The organism is Pseudoxanthomonas suwonensis 11-1, from assembly GCF_000185965.1.
Taxonomy (GTDB): domain Bacteria; phylum Pseudomonadota; class Gammaproteobacteria; order Xanthomonadales; family Xanthomonadaceae; genus Pseudoxanthomonas; species Pseudoxanthomonas suwonensis_A.
This window is the reverse complement of record NC_014924.1, coordinates 1,549,388-1,565,254: the sequence shown is the minus strand read 5'-3', so window position 1 is coordinate 1,565,254 and position 15,867 is coordinate 1,549,388. Positions and strand designations below refer to the sequence as shown.

At 71.2% G+C, this 15,867-nt stretch carries 16 protein-coding genes; 2 read left to right on the top strand and 14 right to left on the bottom strand.

Going from position 1 to position 15,867, the window contains the following annotated elements:
• Positions 1 to 5: 5 nt before the first annotated feature.
• From PSESU_RS15875 to PSESU_RS07135, 6 genes are all read right to left on the bottom strand, one after another.
• Positions 6 to 182 carry a DUF3606 domain-containing protein gene (locus tag PSESU_RS15875; RefSeq protein ID WP_013535092.1) on the bottom strand — a complete coding sequence of 59 codons (177 nt, stop codon included), beginning with the start codon at positions 180 to 182 and terminating at the stop codon, positions 6 to 8.
• Positions 183 to 272: 90 nt separating this feature from the next.
• Positions 273 to 767, bottom strand: a complete 495-nt coding sequence (locus tag PSESU_RS07155) for a hypothetical protein (protein ID WP_013535091.1) — start codon at positions 765 to 767, stop codon at positions 273 to 275.
• Between the two features lie 332 nt (positions 768 to 1,099).
• On the bottom strand, positions 1,100 to 1,300 hold the full coding sequence (locus tag PSESU_RS07150) for a hypothetical protein (RefSeq protein ID WP_013535090.1): 201 nt from the start codon (positions 1,298 to 1,300) through the stop codon (positions 1,100 to 1,102).
• A gap of 139 nt (positions 1,301 to 1,439) precedes the next feature.
• Entirely contained in the window at positions 1,440 to 3,008 is a 1,569-nt protein-coding gene (gene guaA, locus PSESU_RS07145; protein WP_013535089.1) for a glutamine-hydrolyzing GMP synthase, read from the bottom strand.
• Between the two features lie 55 nt (positions 3,009 to 3,063).
• Positions 3,064 to 4,524 (bottom strand): IMP dehydrogenase, encoded by a 1,461-nt coding sequence (guaB, locus tag PSESU_RS07140; protein ID WP_013535088.1) that lies wholly within the window; start codon positions 4,522 to 4,524, stop codon positions 3,064 to 3,066.
• Between the two features lie 60 nt (positions 4,525 to 4,584).
• Positions 4,585 to 5,580 carry a cytochrome c oxidase assembly protein gene (locus tag PSESU_RS07135; RefSeq protein ID WP_233275262.1) on the bottom strand — a complete coding sequence of 332 codons (996 nt, stop codon included), beginning with the start codon at positions 5,578 to 5,580 and terminating at the stop codon, positions 4,585 to 4,587.
• Between PSESU_RS07135 and PSESU_RS07130 the strand changes: the two genes are divergently transcribed.
• Positions 5,554 to 6,069: a CopD family protein gene (locus PSESU_RS07130; RefSeq protein ID WP_013535086.1), complete on the top strand. Its 516-nt coding sequence runs from the start codon at positions 5,554 to 5,556 to the stop codon at positions 6,067 to 6,069. The genes PSESU_RS07135 and PSESU_RS07130 overlap by 27 nt on opposite strands.
• Here the strand turns inward: PSESU_RS07130 and PSESU_RS07125 are convergent.
• From PSESU_RS07125 to folD, 5 genes are all read right to left on the bottom strand, one after another.
• A complete protein-coding gene (locus tag PSESU_RS07125) occupies positions 6,018 to 6,548 on the bottom strand; it encodes a DUF2231 domain-containing protein (RefSeq protein ID WP_013535085.1) in 531 nt (176 codons plus the stop codon). The genes PSESU_RS07130 and PSESU_RS07125 overlap by 52 nt on opposite strands.
• 7 nt (positions 6,549 to 6,555) lie before the next feature.
• Positions 6,556 to 6,903, bottom strand: a complete 348-nt coding sequence (locus tag PSESU_RS07120; RefSeq protein WP_013535084.1) for a hypothetical protein — start codon at positions 6,901 to 6,903, stop codon at positions 6,556 to 6,558.
• On the bottom strand, positions 6,903 to 9,428 hold the full coding sequence (gene ctaD / locus PSESU_RS07115; RefSeq protein ID WP_013535083.1) for a cytochrome c oxidase subunit I: 2,526 nt from the start codon (positions 9,426 to 9,428) through the stop codon (positions 6,903 to 6,905). The genes PSESU_RS07120 and ctaD overlap by 1 nt, the downstream gene beginning before the upstream one ends.
• On the bottom strand, positions 9,425 to 10,102 hold the full coding sequence (gene coxB, locus PSESU_RS07110; RefSeq protein ID WP_233275261.1) for a cytochrome c oxidase subunit II: 678 nt from the start codon (positions 10,100 to 10,102) through the stop codon (positions 9,425 to 9,427). The genes ctaD and coxB overlap by 4 nt, the downstream gene beginning before the upstream one ends.
• Before the next feature lie 172 nt (positions 10,103 to 10,274).
• The gene (gene folD / locus PSESU_RS07105) at positions 10,275 to 11,138 is read right to left on the bottom strand and encodes a bifunctional methylenetetrahydrofolate dehydrogenase/methenyltetrahydrofolate cyclohydrolase FolD (RefSeq protein ID WP_013535081.1); all 864 of its coding nucleotides are present in this window, start codon (positions 11,136 to 11,138) and stop codon (positions 10,275 to 10,277) included.
• A gap of 69 nt (positions 11,139 to 11,207) precedes the next feature.
• Here folD and PSESU_RS07100 point away from each other — a divergent pair, with 69 nt between their 5' ends.
• Entirely contained in the window at positions 11,208 to 11,504 is a 297-nt protein-coding gene (locus PSESU_RS07100) for a DUF1244 domain-containing protein (RefSeq protein WP_013535080.1), read from the top strand.
• 16 nt (positions 11,505 to 11,520) lie between these two features.
• Here PSESU_RS07100 and PSESU_RS07095 read toward each other — a convergent pair whose 3' ends face one another.
• From PSESU_RS07095 to PSESU_RS07085, 3 genes are all read right to left on the bottom strand, one after another.
• On the bottom strand, positions 11,521 to 13,368 hold the full coding sequence (locus tag PSESU_RS07095; RefSeq protein WP_013535079.1) for a monovalent cation:proton antiporter-2 (CPA2) family protein: 1,848 nt from the start codon (positions 13,366 to 13,368) through the stop codon (positions 11,521 to 11,523).
• Positions 13,369 to 13,402: 34 nt separating this feature from the next.
• The gene (gene moeB / locus PSESU_RS07090; RefSeq protein ID WP_041763968.1) at positions 13,403 to 14,539 is read right to left on the bottom strand and encodes a molybdopterin-synthase adenylyltransferase MoeB; all 1,137 of its coding nucleotides are present in this window, start codon (positions 14,537 to 14,539) and stop codon (positions 13,403 to 13,405) included.
• 86 nt (positions 14,540 to 14,625) lie between these two features.
• A complete protein-coding gene (locus PSESU_RS07085) occupies positions 14,626 to 15,843 on the bottom strand; it encodes a molybdopterin molybdotransferase MoeA (protein ID WP_013535077.1) in 1,218 nt (405 codons plus the stop codon).
• Positions 15,844 to 15,867: the final 24 nt, after the last annotated feature.

The window sequence follows — 15,867 nt, the reverse complement described above, 5'->3', positions numbered from 1 at the left end:
GCCCATCACTTGCCCAGGTGGCGGCGCACGGCCTCGGCGGTGGGACCCACCGCGGCCACGGCCTCGCGCAGCTGCTCCTCGCTCACGCCAAGGGCACCGGTCCAGTAACGGACCTCGTAGTCCTCGGAGAGGTTGATGCGGTCGCGGTCGGGCGAGCCGACCTGCTTGGTGTCGTCGGACATGGCGGGGGATTCCCGGGATTCGGAGCCCCTACGCTGCGACTCCTGCCGTCGCGCCCCCGTGAATCCGGGGCACGACGGCCGGAACTGGTTTCAGTAGGTCCAGCTCCTGCCTTCGCCGCCGTGGCTGCGCACCCGCCAGCGCGCGCGCGACAGGCGCTCGGTGCCCCGGCTGCGGCTGACCAGCCGGTCGCCCATCCGCACCGTCGTGGTCGCGTCCACGCTGGCGCTGCGTCCACCGGGGGCGATGTCGATGGAATGGATGTCCACGTTGATATCGAAATCCAGCAGGCCGCGGCTGCGCGAATTCAGGATGCGCATCCCATCGACCATCTTGCGGGTCATCGCGCAGGTCTCGTCGGCATCGTAGACGTCGTCGTCGACCAGCTGCCCGTTGGCATAGGTGGTGACGTCCATGCTGAAGTCGTCGGCCAGGAGCTTGCACAGCTCCTCGTGGTCATAGGCGCCGAACAGCTCGACCTGGCGGTCGTAGTACTCGTGGACATGCTCTTCCCCGATCCGCCAGCCCCGGTCCCAGGCGAACCACGCCACCGCCACCAGCACGATCAGTACGACCAGTCTTCCCATCGTCCTTCCTCCTCCCCTGGAGCATCCATGGAGCGCAGGGACAGCAGCCTGCGCAGGTTCCCGTGGCACACGGAAGGGCGGTCCGGATGATGCGCGGCGTCCTTGCCGTGGCAGCGCGGGAGTCTAGCAGCGACGATCCGGCCCGGACACAGGGCGCGCAGCAGGGTGTGTCGAGGTTGGTCGCGCCACGGTCGAGCCCGGCGGCTGGGTAACGCGCGAATCCAGCGGACCGGGGCCGTCTTGGTGGCATGCGGCCGGGCCACCACTGCCGCACCGGCCCTCTCCCCAAGCCCTCTCACCTCGGGAGATGGGCTATACCGCGATGGCGCGCTTCAGGGCCGCGGCTTGTCGCCGGCCTCCGGCCCGGCAGCCGCAGGCTCCGCGGCTTCGGGCTGCGCGTAGCTCGCGCGCAGCTTCTCGCTTTCGGCCCGCGCCTTCCTGCCCTGGTCGTAATGCCATTTGATGGCCAGGAACATGCAAATCCCGAACACCGAGATCTTGAACGCCAGGAACACCACCGGGACCCAGTCCACTGCTACTACCTGCTGATCGAACGCGGGGAACGGTTCCCCGCAAGCGCCGGCGGTGCCGGCGGCCTGCCCCGCGCACGGAGGGGCATCGGACCGGTCGCCCCGGGAAAGGACGACCGGGTGTATCAGGGCCTGCGCGGAATCACTCCCACTCGATCGTCGCCGGCGGCTTGCCGGAGATGTCGTAGACCACGCGGGAGACGCCGCGCAGTTCGTTGATGATGCGGTTGGACACCTTGCCGAGGAACTCGTACGGCAGGTGCGCCCAGTGCGCGGTCATGAAGTCGATGGTCTCCACCGCACGCAGTGCGATCACCCATTCGTAGGCGCGGGCGTCGCCGACCACGCCCACCGACTTGACCGGCAGGAACACGGCGAAGGCCTGCGAGGTCTTGTCGTACAGGCCGGCCTTGCGCAGCTCGTCGATGAAGATCGCGTCCGCACGTGCCAGCAGCTCGGCGTACTCGCGCTTGACCTCGCCGAGGATGCGCACGCCCAGGCCCGGGCCCGGGAACGGATGGCGGTAGACCATCTCGCGCGGCAGGCCCAGCTCGACGCCGAGGCGGCGCACCTCGTCCTTGAACAGCTCGCGCAGCGGCTCGACCAGGCCCAGCTTCATGTGCTCGGGCAGGCCGCCGACGTTGTGGTGGCTCTTGATGACGTGGGCCTTGCCGGTCTTGCTGCCGGCCGACTCGATCACGTCCGGGTAGATCGTGCCCTGGGCCAGCCAGCGCGCGTTCTTCAGCCTGGCCGACTCCTCCTCGAAGATGTCGACGAACAGGTTGCCGATGATCTTGCGCTTGGCTTCCGGCTCGGAAACGCCTTCCAGCGCCTTGAAGTAGCGATCGGCGGCGTCGACGCGGATCACCTTGACGCCCAGGTGCTCGGCAAAGGTCGCCATCACCTGGTCGCCCTCCTGCCAGCGCAGCAGGCCGGTGTCGACGAACACGCAGGTCAGCTGGTCGCCGATGGCCTTGTGCAGCAGCGCCGCGACCACCGACGAATCCACGCCGCCGGACAGGCCCAGGATCACCTCGTCGGAGCCGACCTGCTCGCGCACGCGGCGGATCTGGTCCTCGATGATGTGCTCGGCGGTCCACAGGGTCTGGCAGCCGCAGATGTCGACCACGAAGCGGCGCAGCAGCGCTTCGCCCTGCTTGGTGTGGGTCACTTCGGGGTGGAACTGCACGCCGTACCAGCCGCGGCGGTCGTCGGCGAAGGCCGCGACCGGGATGCGGTCGGTCTTCGCGGTGACGGTGAAACCCGGGGGCGCCACCGACACGTGGTCGCCGTGGCTCATCCACACGTCCAGCCGCGGCGGCGAGCCGGGATGGTCCTTCAGTCCCTCGAACAGGCGGTCGGCCGCCACCAGCGAGACCTCGGCATGGCCGAACTCGCGCTGGTCCGCGGCCTCGGTCGCGCCGCCCAGCTGCACCGCCATGGTCTGCATGCCGTAGCAGATGCCGAGCACCGGCAGGCCCGAATCGAACACTTCCTGCGGCGCGCGCGGCGAACCTTCGACCGTGGTCGACTCCGGGCCACCGGACAGGATGATGCCCTTGGGCGCGAACGCGGCGATCTCGGCCGGGTCGTGGTCCCAGGCCCAGATCTCGCAGTAGACGCCGATCTCGCGGATGCGGCGGGCGATCAGCTGGGTGTACTGCGCGCCGAAGTCGAGGATGAGGATCTTGTCGCTATGGATGTCGGTCATTGGGTTCAGCTGGCAGTGGACGGTGCGCCGGGTGGCCGAGCGGCCTGCCCCTGCCTCAACCGATCTGGTAGTTCGGCGGCTGCTTGGTGATGGTCACGTCGTGCACGTGGCTCTCGCGCTGGCCGGCGCCGGTGATCACCACGAACTTCGGCTTGCTGCGCATCTCCTCGATGGTGCCGCAGCCGACGTAGCCCATGGTGGCGCGCAGGCCGCCGGCGAGCTGGTGGATGATGCTGCCGACCGGGCCGCGGTACGGGACGCGGCCCTCGATGCCTTCCGGCACCAGCTTGTCGGCGTCGGAAGCGTCCTGGAAGTAGCGGTCCTTGGACCCCTTCTCCATCGCGCCCAGCGAGCCCATGCCGCGGTAGCTCTTGTAGCTGCGGCCCTGGAACAGCTCGACCTCGCCCGGGGATTCCTCGGTGCCGGCGAACAGGCCGCCGATCATCACCGTGGACGCGCCGGCGGCGATCGCCTTGCCGATGTCGCCGGAGTAGCGGATGCCGCCGTCGGCGATCAGCGGGATGCGGTCCTGCAGCGCCTCTGCCACCAGGTCGATGGCGGTGATCTGCGGCACGCCCACGCCCGCGACCACGCGGGTGGTGCAGATCGAGCCCGGGCCCACGCCGACCTTAACCGCGTCGGCGCCGGCGTCGTACAGGGCCAGCGCGGCTTCGCCGGTGACGATGTTGCCGCCGACCACCTGCACCTGCGGGAAGTTTTTCTTGACCCAGGCCACGCGGTCCAGCACGCCCTGCGAATGGCCGTGCGCGGTGTCGACGATCAGCACGTCCACGCCCGCGGCCACCAGCGCCTCGACGCGCTGCTCGGTGTCGCCGCCCACGCCGACCGCGGCACCGACCATCAGGCGGCTATGCGAATCCTTGGCCGCGTTCGGGTTGTCGGTCTTCTTCTGGATGTCCTTGACGGTGATCAGGCCGCGCAGGGCGAAATCATCGTTGACCACCAGCACCTTCTCGATGCGGTTCTTGTGCAGGAGCTGGAAGATCTCCTCGTCGCTGGCGCCTTCCTTCACCGTGACCAGGCGGTCCTTCTTGGTCATGATGTGGCGCACCGGGTCGTCGAGCTTCTTTTCGAAGCGCATGTCGCGGCTGGTGACGATGCCGACCAGCTGGCCGTTGTCGTCGACAACCGGCACGCCGGAGATGTTGCGCGCGCGGGTCAGCTGCAGGACCTCGCCGATGGTCGCGTCCGGACCGACGGTGAAGGGATCCTTGATCACTCCGGCCTCGAACTTCTTGACCTTGGCGACCTCGCCGGCCTGCTGCTCGGCGGTCAGGTTCTTGTGGATGATGCCGATGCCGCCGAGCTGGGCCATGGCGATGGCCAGGCGCGCTTCGGTCACCGTGTCCATCGCCGCCGAGACGATGGGCAGCTTCACCCGCAGGTCGCGGGTCAGGCGCGTCTCCAGCGAGACGTCCTTCGGCAGCACGGTGGAATGGGCGGGGACGAGCGAGACGTCGTCGTAGGTGAGTGCTTCGGCCTGGATGCGCAGCATCGGCATTACCCGGATGTGGGGAAGCGCGTCATTATACGCCCGAAGCGGGGGCCGCCGGCGCTATCCAGTGTTCCGTCCAGGCAACCCCGCCGCGGGCCGCCGGACCGCCCTGCCGGCCCGGCCCAGGCCCCGCCAGGTCAGCCACAGCGCCCCGGCCAGGTACGGCAGGCAGCTGGGCACCCACATCAGCAGGCCCGCCAGCTGCTGGTCGGCCAGGGCCTCCAGGCCCACCTCCGGCGCCCGGAACCCGTACAGCGGGTACAGCGGACGCGGGGCGAAGGTCAGCAGCGCCCCCAGGAAGCCCATCACCATCATCAGCGACACCGTGGCCACCACGCCCGGCGCCGGCCCCGCGCCCTGCCCGCGGATCCGCCGCCACAGCGCGCTCCAGAACCACAGCCCGGCCAGCAGGAAGCTGGCATGCATGGCCTCGTGCAGGCGCTCGCTGGCCAGCGCCGCCTGCAGCGAGCCCGGCAGGTGCCACAGCACCATGACCGCCGCGTGCGCGACCGTGGCCGGTCCCAGCCGGGCCGCCAGCCAAGTGCTGGCTGGATGCAGCAGCCGGTGCAGCCCGCCGGCCACCGCCCGTGGCAGGGCCAGCGAGATCGCGGCCCACGCACGCCCGGCAAGCAGCAGTGGCGGCACTACCGCCAGCAGCAGCATGTGCTGGGCCATGTGCGCGCCCAGCGACCAGCGTGCATAGGCATTGAGCGGGCCGCCGAGGACGAAGGCCAGCAGCAGGATCCCGGCGACGAAGCCGGCGGCCTCCAGCGGCGTGATCCCGCGCCCGGGCGCACGCCGCCACAGCCGCCACAGGCCAGCCAGGTAAAGCGCCAGCAGCAGCGCCGGCGGCAGCAGCCACGCGCCTGGCGGCGCCCAGGGTTCGGCCAGGCTGCCCGGCGGCCGGCACACCGGCAGGGCCAGCGCGGGCAGCGGCAGCAGGACCGCGGCGCCGACCGCGGCCGCCCACGCCTGCTTCGCGCGCGGGCGCGTAGCCTTCCTGGCAATCCGCCCCGCGAGGAACCGCGCGTGTACTTCTGGCTCAAGCTGCTGCACATCGGCGCGGTGCTGGTCTGGTTCTGCGGCCTGTTCTTCCTGCCGCGGCTGTTCGTGGCTCGCCACCGGGGCGGCCGCGACGCCCATCCGGCCTACTTCAATCCGGTCACCAACCTGCTGTTCTTCCGCATCGCGACCCCGGCGGGGATCATCGCGATCGCCCTGGGCATGGTCCTGATCGGCATGGTCCCGTTCGGGGCCTGGCTGGCGGCCAAGCTGCTGGTGGTGATGGCCGCGGTGCTGCTGCACCTGTATTTCGGCCTGCACCTGTACCAGCTCGGCCAGGGCCACGAACGCCACAGCGCCGGCTTCTACCGGGTCGTGGGCTGGATCCCGCTGCTGCTCCTGATGGCCCTGGCGGCGCTGACCGGAGCCAAGCCGCGCACTTTCGGCGACCTGCCCGCCCCTCCGGTCGCGGCCGCCGGCACCGGTGATCCTCATGCCGCCGGCGGCGCGTCGTCGCCGCCCTCCTCTTCGGCCGCCTTGTAGCCGTAGACGCCGATGCCGTGGCGAAAGGTCAGCGCGCCGCCCAGCCAGCCCACGATCACCACCATCACGAAGCCGATCCCGGACAGGAACAGGCCCCAGGGCCAGATCGCCGCGGCCGGGTCCGGCAGGCGCAGGCTGACGCCGGCGGCGGCCAGGGCCAGCAGCATCACCCCGGCCATGAAGTGGATCCAGGCCGAGACATGCCGGCGCACCACCCGGATCAGGAACATGTCGGCGATCCCGAACAGCGCGGCGAACACCCCGCCTGCCAGGCCCAGCACGCTCAGCCACCACGCCGCCTGGGCCCAGAACGGATCGTCCAGCCACAGGTAGAGCAGGTCCGCCAGCGGCAGCAGGGTCAGCGCCGCCACCGGGTACACCACCAGGATCGGATGCAGCGGGTGCTGCTTGATCGCCACCCGGCTGGCCACGGTGTGGCTGCGGTTGTCGGGGACGGGTTGTTTCAGGCTCCTGCGCATGGCGACCTCAGCTGCAGACCGGCAGCAGCAGCACCGGCACCACGGTGAACAGCACCGCCACCGCCGCCAGCACCGCACACAACCCGGTGGCCTGGGCAGCGAAGCGCGCACGCCGCGCGGCCGGCTCGCCGGAAGCGGCGGCCCTGGCGGTGCGCAGCGCGCGCAGCCCCAGCCAGGCGATCACCGCCAGCGCCGGAATGGTCAGCGCGACCATCGCCCAGAACGACGAACGCGGGTTCCAGCCCTCGCCGCAGGTCAGGCCCTGCAGGCTGTAGAGCACGACGAAGTGCAGCGCCCATACCGCCATCGGCGCGGCGATGCCGACCAGGGTCGATGGCCTCGCGAACCCGGCCATCACGCCCACTCCGGGAACAGGTGGATCACGCCCCAGGCCATGACGCCCTGGGCGGCCACGTAGGCCCACAATGCCGCGGCGATGCGCTGCTCCAGCGGGCGTTCGACGCCGACGTAGCCGCGCTGGCCGCGCGCGGCGACGAACAGGCCGACCACCATCGCCACCGCGACATGCACCGCGTGGAAGCCGGCCAGGGTCCAGACCACCGAGGCATAGGCGTGCTCGCCCGGCGCGCCGGTTCCCGAGGCGACCGCCCGCCACTGCATCCACAGGAACCCGGCGCCGGCCAGCGCGGCCACGCCCAGCGGCAAGGCCAGCGCGCGCCCGCCACCGCGGCGCATCAGTCGTGCGGAGGTGGCCGAGGCGATCCAGCACACGCCCAGCAGCGCCAGCGCGGCCCAGGCCCCGGCGCCGGCGCCCGCGTGCATCGGCGCCGGCGGCCAGGCATCGGTGCCCAGCCAAAGGTAGAAGTAGGCGAACACCAGCGAGGCGAACAGCGAACCATCGATCAGCAGCGACACCACCAGCGCCCACCAGCCCGGCGCGTTGCGGCAGGCGTACTGGACAGGCAGCTCCAGCCGCGGCCCGGCCTGGACCGTGGCCGGGGCATGGCGGTCGCCGGTGGTCCAGGCCCACGTGCAGAACTGGCCGAGCAGGACCACCAGCATCAGCGCCGAGCCCAGGTAGAACCCGGCGATGAAGCAGGCCAGCAGCACGGCGATCGTCAGCGCGCACAGCAGCGGCTGCCAGCTGGAGCCGGAGAGGCGGATCACCTGCTCGGGCACGCCACCGAGGATCGAGGTGCCCAGTGACTCGCGGCGCCCGGACGACGGATCGCCCAGCAGCCCGTCGGCCTCCATGGTGCGTGCGGCCAGTCCACGGTCCCGCCACAACGGGTAGCGGTCGGCGACCACCGGCAGCGACGCGAAGTTGTAGGCCGGCACCGGATGCGACAGCGCCCATTCCAGGGTGCCCGCGCGCCATGGATTGCGCCGTCCGGGGCGGCCATGGCGGAAACACAGCGCGGCGTCGACCAGGATCGCGATCGTGCCGGCGGCCAGCACGAAGCCGGCGGCCGTGGACAGCAGGTTGAGCCAGTGCACGCCCAGCTGCTCCGGGTAGCTGTAGGCGCGGCGGGTCATGCCCAGCAGTCCGGTCAGGTGCATCGGCAGGAAGGTCAGGTGGAAGCCGGTGAACACCATCCAGAACGCAGTGCGGCTGAGGCTCTCCGAAGGCATGCGCCCGCTGGCCAGCGGCAGCCAGTAGTACAGGCCGGCGAACATCGGGAACATCAATCCGCCGATCAGCACGTAGTGCAGGTGCGCGACCACGAAGTGGGTGTCGTGCACCTGCCAGTCGAACGGTACCAGCGCCACCATCACCCCGGTCAGGCCACCACCGACGAAGGTGATGAAGAACCCCACCAGGTAGAGCATCGGCACCCGCAGCCACGGTCGCCCCGCCCACAGCGTGGCCAGCCAGGCGAACACCTGGATGCCGGTGGGGATGGCCACCGCCATGCTTGCGGCGCTGAAGAAGGCCAGCGCCAGCAGCGGGATGCCGACCGCAAACATGTGGTGCACCCACAGGCCGAAGCTGAGGAAGCCGGTGGTCACCAGGGCCAGCACGATCCACAGGTAACCGACGATCGGCCGGCGGGCGAAGGTCGCCACCACCATCGACACCACCCCGGCCGCGGGCAGGAAGATGATGTAGACCTCGGGGTGCCCGAACAGCCAGAACAGGTGCTGCCACAGCAGAGGGTCGCCGCCGCGGGCCACGTCGAAGAACACGAAGCCGAAGGCGCGCTGGATCTCCAGCAGGATGCTGCCGAGGATCAGCGGCGGGAAGCCGAAGGCGATCATGAACGCGGTGACCAGCATCGCCCAGGCGAACAGCGGCATGCGCCGGATGTCCATGCCCGGCGCGCGGCAAAGCAGGATCATCACGATCAGCTCCACCGCCGCGGTCACCGCCGCGATCTCGGCGAAGGTCACGCCGATCAGCCAGAAGTCCACCCCGCGGCCGGGTGAATAGGTGGCATCGGTCAGCGGCACGTACATGAACCAGCCGCCGTCCGGCGCCTCCCCGAACAGGAGCCCGGAGTACAGGAACAGCCCGCCGAACAGGTAGCACCAGTAGCCGAACGCACCCAGCCGCGGGAACGGCAGGTCGCGCGCGCCCAGCATCTTCGGCAGCAGGTACATCGCGAAGCCTTCCATGATCGGCACCGCGAACAGGAACATCATCGTGGTCCCGTGCAGGGTCACGAACTGGGCGTAGCGCTCCGGATCCAGCACCTGGTTGCCCGGCCAGGCCAGCTGCAGGCGGATGAACATCGACAGCGCGCCGCCGGCCAGCAGGAAGGCGAAGCCGGTGGCGATGAAGCGCAGCCCGACCGTGCCGTGGTTGACCGCGGTCAGCTGGCCGCGCCAGCCCGGCGCGTTGTCCCAGATCCGCGCCAGCGCTTCCAGGCGGCGGCGGTTCTCCTCCGGGGGCAGGGTGTCCATGCGGGCCTCGCTCATGGCCTGCCCTCCCCGGCCAGCGCCACCGCGTTGTCGCGCAGCCAGGCCTCGTACTCGGCTGGCGCCAGCACCTGCACCTCGAAGCCCATGAACGCGTGTTCGAGTCCGCAGAACTCGGCACACTGGCCGCGGATCGGCCCGGCCTGGTCGGCCTGCAGGCGCAGCACGTTGGTGCGCCCGGGGATGGCATCGATCTTCCCGCCCAGGCGCGGGATCCAGAAGCTGTGGATCACGTCGGCGCTCTGGATCCGGAACTCGACCATCCGCCCCAGCGGCATGACCAGAAGGTCGGTGGATGCGGCCAGCGGCTGGCCGTCATCGCCCAGGTGGACGAAGTCCCAGTGCCACTGCCGGCCGGTGACGGCGACGACGTGCCGGGCATCGACGCTGCGGCCGGTGACCCGGTCGCTGGCCAGGGTGCCATGCACCAGCAGCGCCAGCAGGACCACGGTCGGGAGCACCAGTCCGCCGGCGACGATCATGCGCCGGCCGCCGGCCTCGGACAGGTTGCGGCGACGGCGCAGGCCGAGCAGCAGGAGCACGGTCACCAGCACCCAGACCACCAGGGCGCCCCAGAACATCGCCCACCAGATCCCGGCAATCGCCGAGGCCGAAGGACCGGCCGGGTCCAGCGCCGACTGCGGCCCGGCGCAACCGGCGAGCAGGCACGGCATCGCGAGCGCGGCCGTCCGCCAGCAGCGTCTGTCCATGGCGCCGATAAGCCGCTCCTCCACCCGCAGTCCAGCGTGGCAGTGTGGCGACGGCGTCGTGAAGCCGTCGCGAGCGGTGGTTGGCAAGGCTGCCGGGGCGCTGCCCGGCAAGCGATCAGCGGTCAGTGACCAGCGATCAGGCGGCGGTGGCCGCCTCGGCCGCTTCCAGGGTGTTCTGCATCAGGGTGGCCACGGTCATCGGGCCCACGCCGCCAGGCACCGGGGTGATCCAGCTGGCGCGCCCGGCCGCGGCCTCGTAGCCGACGTCGCCGACCAGGCGGCCGTCCTCGAGCCGGTTGATGCCAACGTCGATCACCACCGCGCCGGGCTTGACCCACTCGCCGGGGACGATGCCCGGGCGGCCCACGGCCACCACCAGGATGTCGGCATTGCGCACCGACTGCTCCAGCACCTCGGCCGGGGTGAACTTGTGGCAGCTGGTCACGGTGCAGCCGGCGATCAGCAGCTCCAGGCCCATCGGCCGGCCGACGTGGTTGCTCACGCCGACCACGGTGGCGTTGCGGCCGCGCACCGGGCGGTCGGTATGGGCCAGCAGGGTCATGATCCCGCGCGGCGTGCACGGGCGCAGGCCGAACTGGCGCAGGGCGAGGTGGCCAACGTTGGAGGGATGGAAGCCGTCCACGTCCTTGCGCGGGTCGATCCGCTCGATCAGGCGGCTGGCGTCGGGGATGCCCGGCAGCGGCAGCTGCACCAGGATGCCGTGGATCTTGGGATCGGCGTTGAGCTGGTCCACCAGGGCCAGCAGCTCGGCCTCGCTGGTGCCGGCCGGCATGTCGTAGTCGAACGCCTCGATCCCGACCTTCTCCGCGGCCCGGCGCTTGTTGCGCACGTATACGGACGAGGCCGGGTCGTCGCCGACCAGGACCACGGCCAGACCCGGCCGCGGCAGGCCGCGGGCCACGCGCGCATCGACCCGCGTCTTCAGTTCGTCGAGCAGGTCTTCGGAAACGCGGCGGCCATCGAGGATGCGTGCGGTCATCGGGATGCTTGCGGGGCGGGACGGCGGACCGGCACATTGTCCCCGATTCCGGACGCGCGAGGTAGGAGCATGGTCGACAAGGTGGAACTGGAGGCGGCGGCGTTCCGCCGGCTGCTGCGGCATCTCAACCAGGAACGCAGCGATGTCCAGAACATCGACCTGATGATCCTGGCCGGCTTCTGCCGCAACTGCCTGGCCGACTGGTACCGCGAGGCCGCGCTCGAGGCTGGCCTGGAAATGGACAAGGAACAAGCCCGCGAGGCCATCTACGGCATGCCCTTCGCCGAGTGGAAGGCCCACCACCAGCGCGAGGCCACGCCGGAACAGCTGGCCGCGTTCGAGGCCGCGCGCAAGCGCCACGGCTGAGCCGGGGCCGCCATGCTCAGGCGGCCGGCGGCGCGCCCGCGCCCCCGGATTCCCCTCCCTCGCCTGCATCCAGGCGCTTCGAGGCCCGCCTGGGCGGGGTGAACGGCGTCGGCGTGGCCGGCGGGGTATTGCCGATGACCAGCGGCTTGCCGGCATTCACGTCGCTGGCGGCCAGCTCCAGGGCGAAACGCTCGGCGTCCAGCCGGCGCATCGCGTCGGAGATCCGCGCGGCCAGCTCCGGCTCCATGTCCAGCGCCTCCAGCGCGGCCTGGCCGAAGCGCACCGCCGACTCGAAGGTCTCGCGGACCTGGAAATGCACGTCCAGCTGCGCCAGCTCCAGCGCGTGCTCGCGGTCGAAGGCGCGCACCAGCACGCGGGCCTGCGGGAACTCGTCGCGGCACAGCCGGGCGATGCGGCTGGCGGCACGGCGGTCGTCCACGCAGACCGCGATCACCCGGGCGGTGGCGGCGCCGGATGCGCGCATCACGTCCACCCGGGTGCCATCGCCGTAGTAGACCTTGAAGCCGAACTCGCCGGCGCTGCGGATCATCTCGATGTCGGTGTCGATGATGGTCACGTCCACGTCGCGCGCCAGCAGTGCCTGGCTCATGACCTGGCCGAAGCGGCCGAAGCCGACGATCAGCACGCTGCCGGCCTGGCCATCCACCTCCTCGATGCCATCCATCGATGGTCCCGCCTCGCGTCCGGCAAGGCCGCGCACGGCCAGCACCGCCAGCGGGGTCAGGGCCATCGACAGGACCACGATCGCGGTCAGGTTGGCGTTGGCCGTGCCGTCGATCACCCCGGCCGCCTGCGCCGCCGAGAACAGCACGAAGGCGAATTCGCCGCCCTGGGCCATCAGGACCGCGCGGTCCAGGGCGTCGCGATGACCGGTGCGGGTGATCCGCGCGACCACGTAGATGCAGGCGGCCTTGGCCGCCATCATCGCCAGCAGGCCGGACAGGATCAGCGGCCAGTTGGCGGCCACCACCGACAGGTCCAGGGCCATGCCCACGCCGAGGAAGAACAGGCCCAGCAGCAGGCCGCGGAACGGCTCGATGTCCGCTTCCAGCTGGTGGCGGAAGGTCGAGCCGGACAGCAGCACGCCGGCCAGGAACGCGCCCATCGCCGCCGACAGCCCGCCAACCTCCATCAGCGCCGCCGCGCCCAGCACCACCAGCAGGGCCGCGGCGGTCATCACCTCGCGCGCCTGCACCCGTGCCAGCAGCCGGAACAGCGGATTGAGCAGCCATACGCCGGCCACCACCAGCCCGGCCAGCGCGCCGATACCCACCAGCACCGCCATCCAGCGGCTGCCCTCGCCCGCCTCGGCCGGCAGCGGCGACATGAACGCCACCAGCGCCAGCAGCGGCACGATCAGCAGGTCCTCGAACAGCAGGATGGAGACGATCCGCTGCCCGCGCGGCAGGGCGATGTCGCCGCGCTCGCCCAGCAGCTGCATCACCACCGCGGTCGAGGTCAGGACAAAGCCCGCCGCACCGATGAAGGCGGCCGGCATGCGCAGTCCGCACAGCCAGGCCACCGCGGCCAGGACCACGGTGCACAGGCCGATCTGCAGCGTGCCCAGGCCGAAGATCTGCCGGCGCAGGCTCCAAAGGTGGGCCGGGCGCATCTCCAGCCCGATCACGAACAGGAACATCACCACGCCCAGCTCGGCCACGTGCAGGATCGCCTGCGGATCGGAGAACCAGCCCAGGCCGAACGGCCCGACCAGCAGTCCGGCGCTGAGGTAGCCGAGCACCGAGCCCAGCCCCAGGCGCCGGAACAGCGGCACCATCACCACGGCGGCGCCCAGCAGGGCCACCACCTTGACCAGTTCCCCGCTTCCGGCTTCAACCGCCATCGGTATCGTCTCCCCGCGGGCCGTGGCCCGCTGCTCAGCTTGAGGCGCAGAACGCCGCGTAATCGATGTAACCCGGGAACGGCCGGCCCGCGGCACAGACCGGGCAATCCGGATCCGCCGGCAGGCGCAGCTCGCGGAAGCGCATGGCCAGCGCGTCGAACTGCAGCAGGCGCCCGGCCAGCGGTTCGCCGATCCCCAGCAGCAGCTTGATCGCCTCGTTGGCCTGGAGCAGGCCGACGATGCCCGGCAGCACGCCCAGCACCCCGGCCTCGGCGCAGCTGGGTGCGAACTCCGGCGGTGGCGGTTCCGGGAACAGGCAGCGGTAGCAGGGCTTCCGGCCACGATGGCGGCCGGCGTCGAACACCGACACCTGGCCTTCGAACCGCTGCACGGCGCCGTACACCAGCGGCTTGCCCAGCTTCACGCAGGCGTCGTTTAGCAGGTAGCGCAGCGGGAAGTTGTCCGACCCGTCGACCACCACGTCGATGCCTTCCAGCAGCGCCTCGACGTTCTCCGAGGTGACCCGTGCCTGCACCGGCTCGACCCTGATCGAGGGATTGAGTGCCTGCAGCCGCTCGCGAGCCGACTCCACCTTGGGCGTGCCGATCGAGGATTCGGTATGCAGGATCTGGCGCTGCAGGTTGCTGCGGTCGACGATGTCGTCATCGACCAGGCGCAGGTGGCCCAAGCCGGCCGCGGCCAGGTAGAACGCCGCCGGCGAGCCGAGGCCACCGGCGCCGACCATCAGCACGTGCGCGCCAGCCAGGCGCTTCTGGCCCTCGATGCCGACCTCGGGCAGGCGCAGGTGCCGCGAATAGCGCTCGAGGAAGTCGGCCTCGGCCGGTTCCAGCTGCGGCCGCACCAGCGGCAGGCCGTCGCGGGACCAGGCACTGGTGCCGCCATCGACCGAGTACACCCTGGCGAAACCGGCACCGCGCAAGGCCTCGGCGGCCGCCTGCGAACGCTTGCCGACCTGGCAGATCAGCAGCACCTCGGCCGCTGGGTCCGGCAGGTGGCGCGCAGGCTCGGCCTCCAGCTCGGCGCGGCGCACCGCGAGCGCGCCCTCGGCCTGGCCGGAAACGCGCTCGTGCGGCTCGCGGATGTCGATCAGCAGCACGCCCTGCCGCTGGCGTTCGCGGGCCTGCCGCGGCGTCACCATTACGCTCTCCATGCGCCGGATTATCGACGCCATCGCCCCGCGGGCGGAAGCGGGATTGCACCGGCCTCGCGCAACGCTGCGTCGCCGCGCCTCCGGGCCTAGAGCGGCAGCACCTCGACCACGTCGCCGGCCACGTAGGCATTCGCGCCGTCCTCCAGCACGATCAGCACGTCGCTGGATGCGGCGGCGCGCAGCCGGTGCGAGCCGTCGGCCGGCTCCGGATGCACGCACAGGGTGGCGTTGGCGTCCTGGTCCAGGCGTCCACGCAGGAACTCCAGGCGGTCGTGGCGCTTGTGCCAGGGCGCGGCCAGGCGCGCGCGCCAGCATGGGCGCGGCTCCCGGCCCTGGAGCGCGTCCAGCAGCGTCCGTCCGAAGACGTGGAAGGTCGCCAGCACCGATACCGGGTTGCCCGGCAGTCCCAGCACCAGCGCCCGTCCGGCCTCGCCGAACAGCACCGGCATCCCCGGGCGCATGCGCACCTTCCAGAAGCGGATGCGGCCACGCGCCTGCAGCCAGCGCGGCAGGTGGTCCTTCTCCCCCGCCGAGACCGCGCCGCAGGTCAGCACCAGGTCGAAGTTCTCCACCGCGTCGTCCAGCACCGCGGCGATCAGCACCGGGTCGTCCGGCAGGGTCGGCCAGGCCACCGGCTCCAGGCCCGCGTCGCGCAGCTGGGCCATCAGCTGCTCGCGGTTGCTGTTGTAGACCTGGCCCGGGCGCAGCGGCATGCCCGGCTCGGCCAGCTCGTCGCCGCTGGCGAATACGGCGACCGTGGGCCGGGCTGCCACCTCGAGGCGGTCGATGCCCAGCGCAGCGGCCAGGCCGATCCGCGCCGGGGTCAGTACCTGGCCGGCGCGCAGCACCACGTCGCCCGTGGCCACGTCCTCGCCCTGGCGGCGCACGTGTGCACCGGCGCGGATGCCTGCCGGCACCTGCACGCGCCCATCCTGTTCGATGGCGTCCTCGCGGATGACGATGGTGTCGGCACCGGACGGCAGCGGCGCGCCGGTGGTGATGCGCACGCACTGGCCGGGGCCGACGGCCAGGCCCAGGTCCGGACCGGCGAACTGTTCGCCGGCCAGCTCGAGCGTCACCGGTGCAGCGGCGGACAGGTCGGCATGGCGTACCGCGAAGCCGTCCATCGCGCTGTTGTCGAATGCCGGCAACGGGATCGGTGCGACCACGTCGGCCGCCAGCACGCGGCCGTCGGCGCGGCGGGTCGCCACCTGCTCGGTCGCGCGTCCGCGTTCGGCCGCGGCGGCGCGCAGCAGCTCCAGGGCGTGCTTGACGGTGATGCGGCTGGGGAATGCGTCGGTCATCGCGGCTCCTTTGCGATGGGTCGG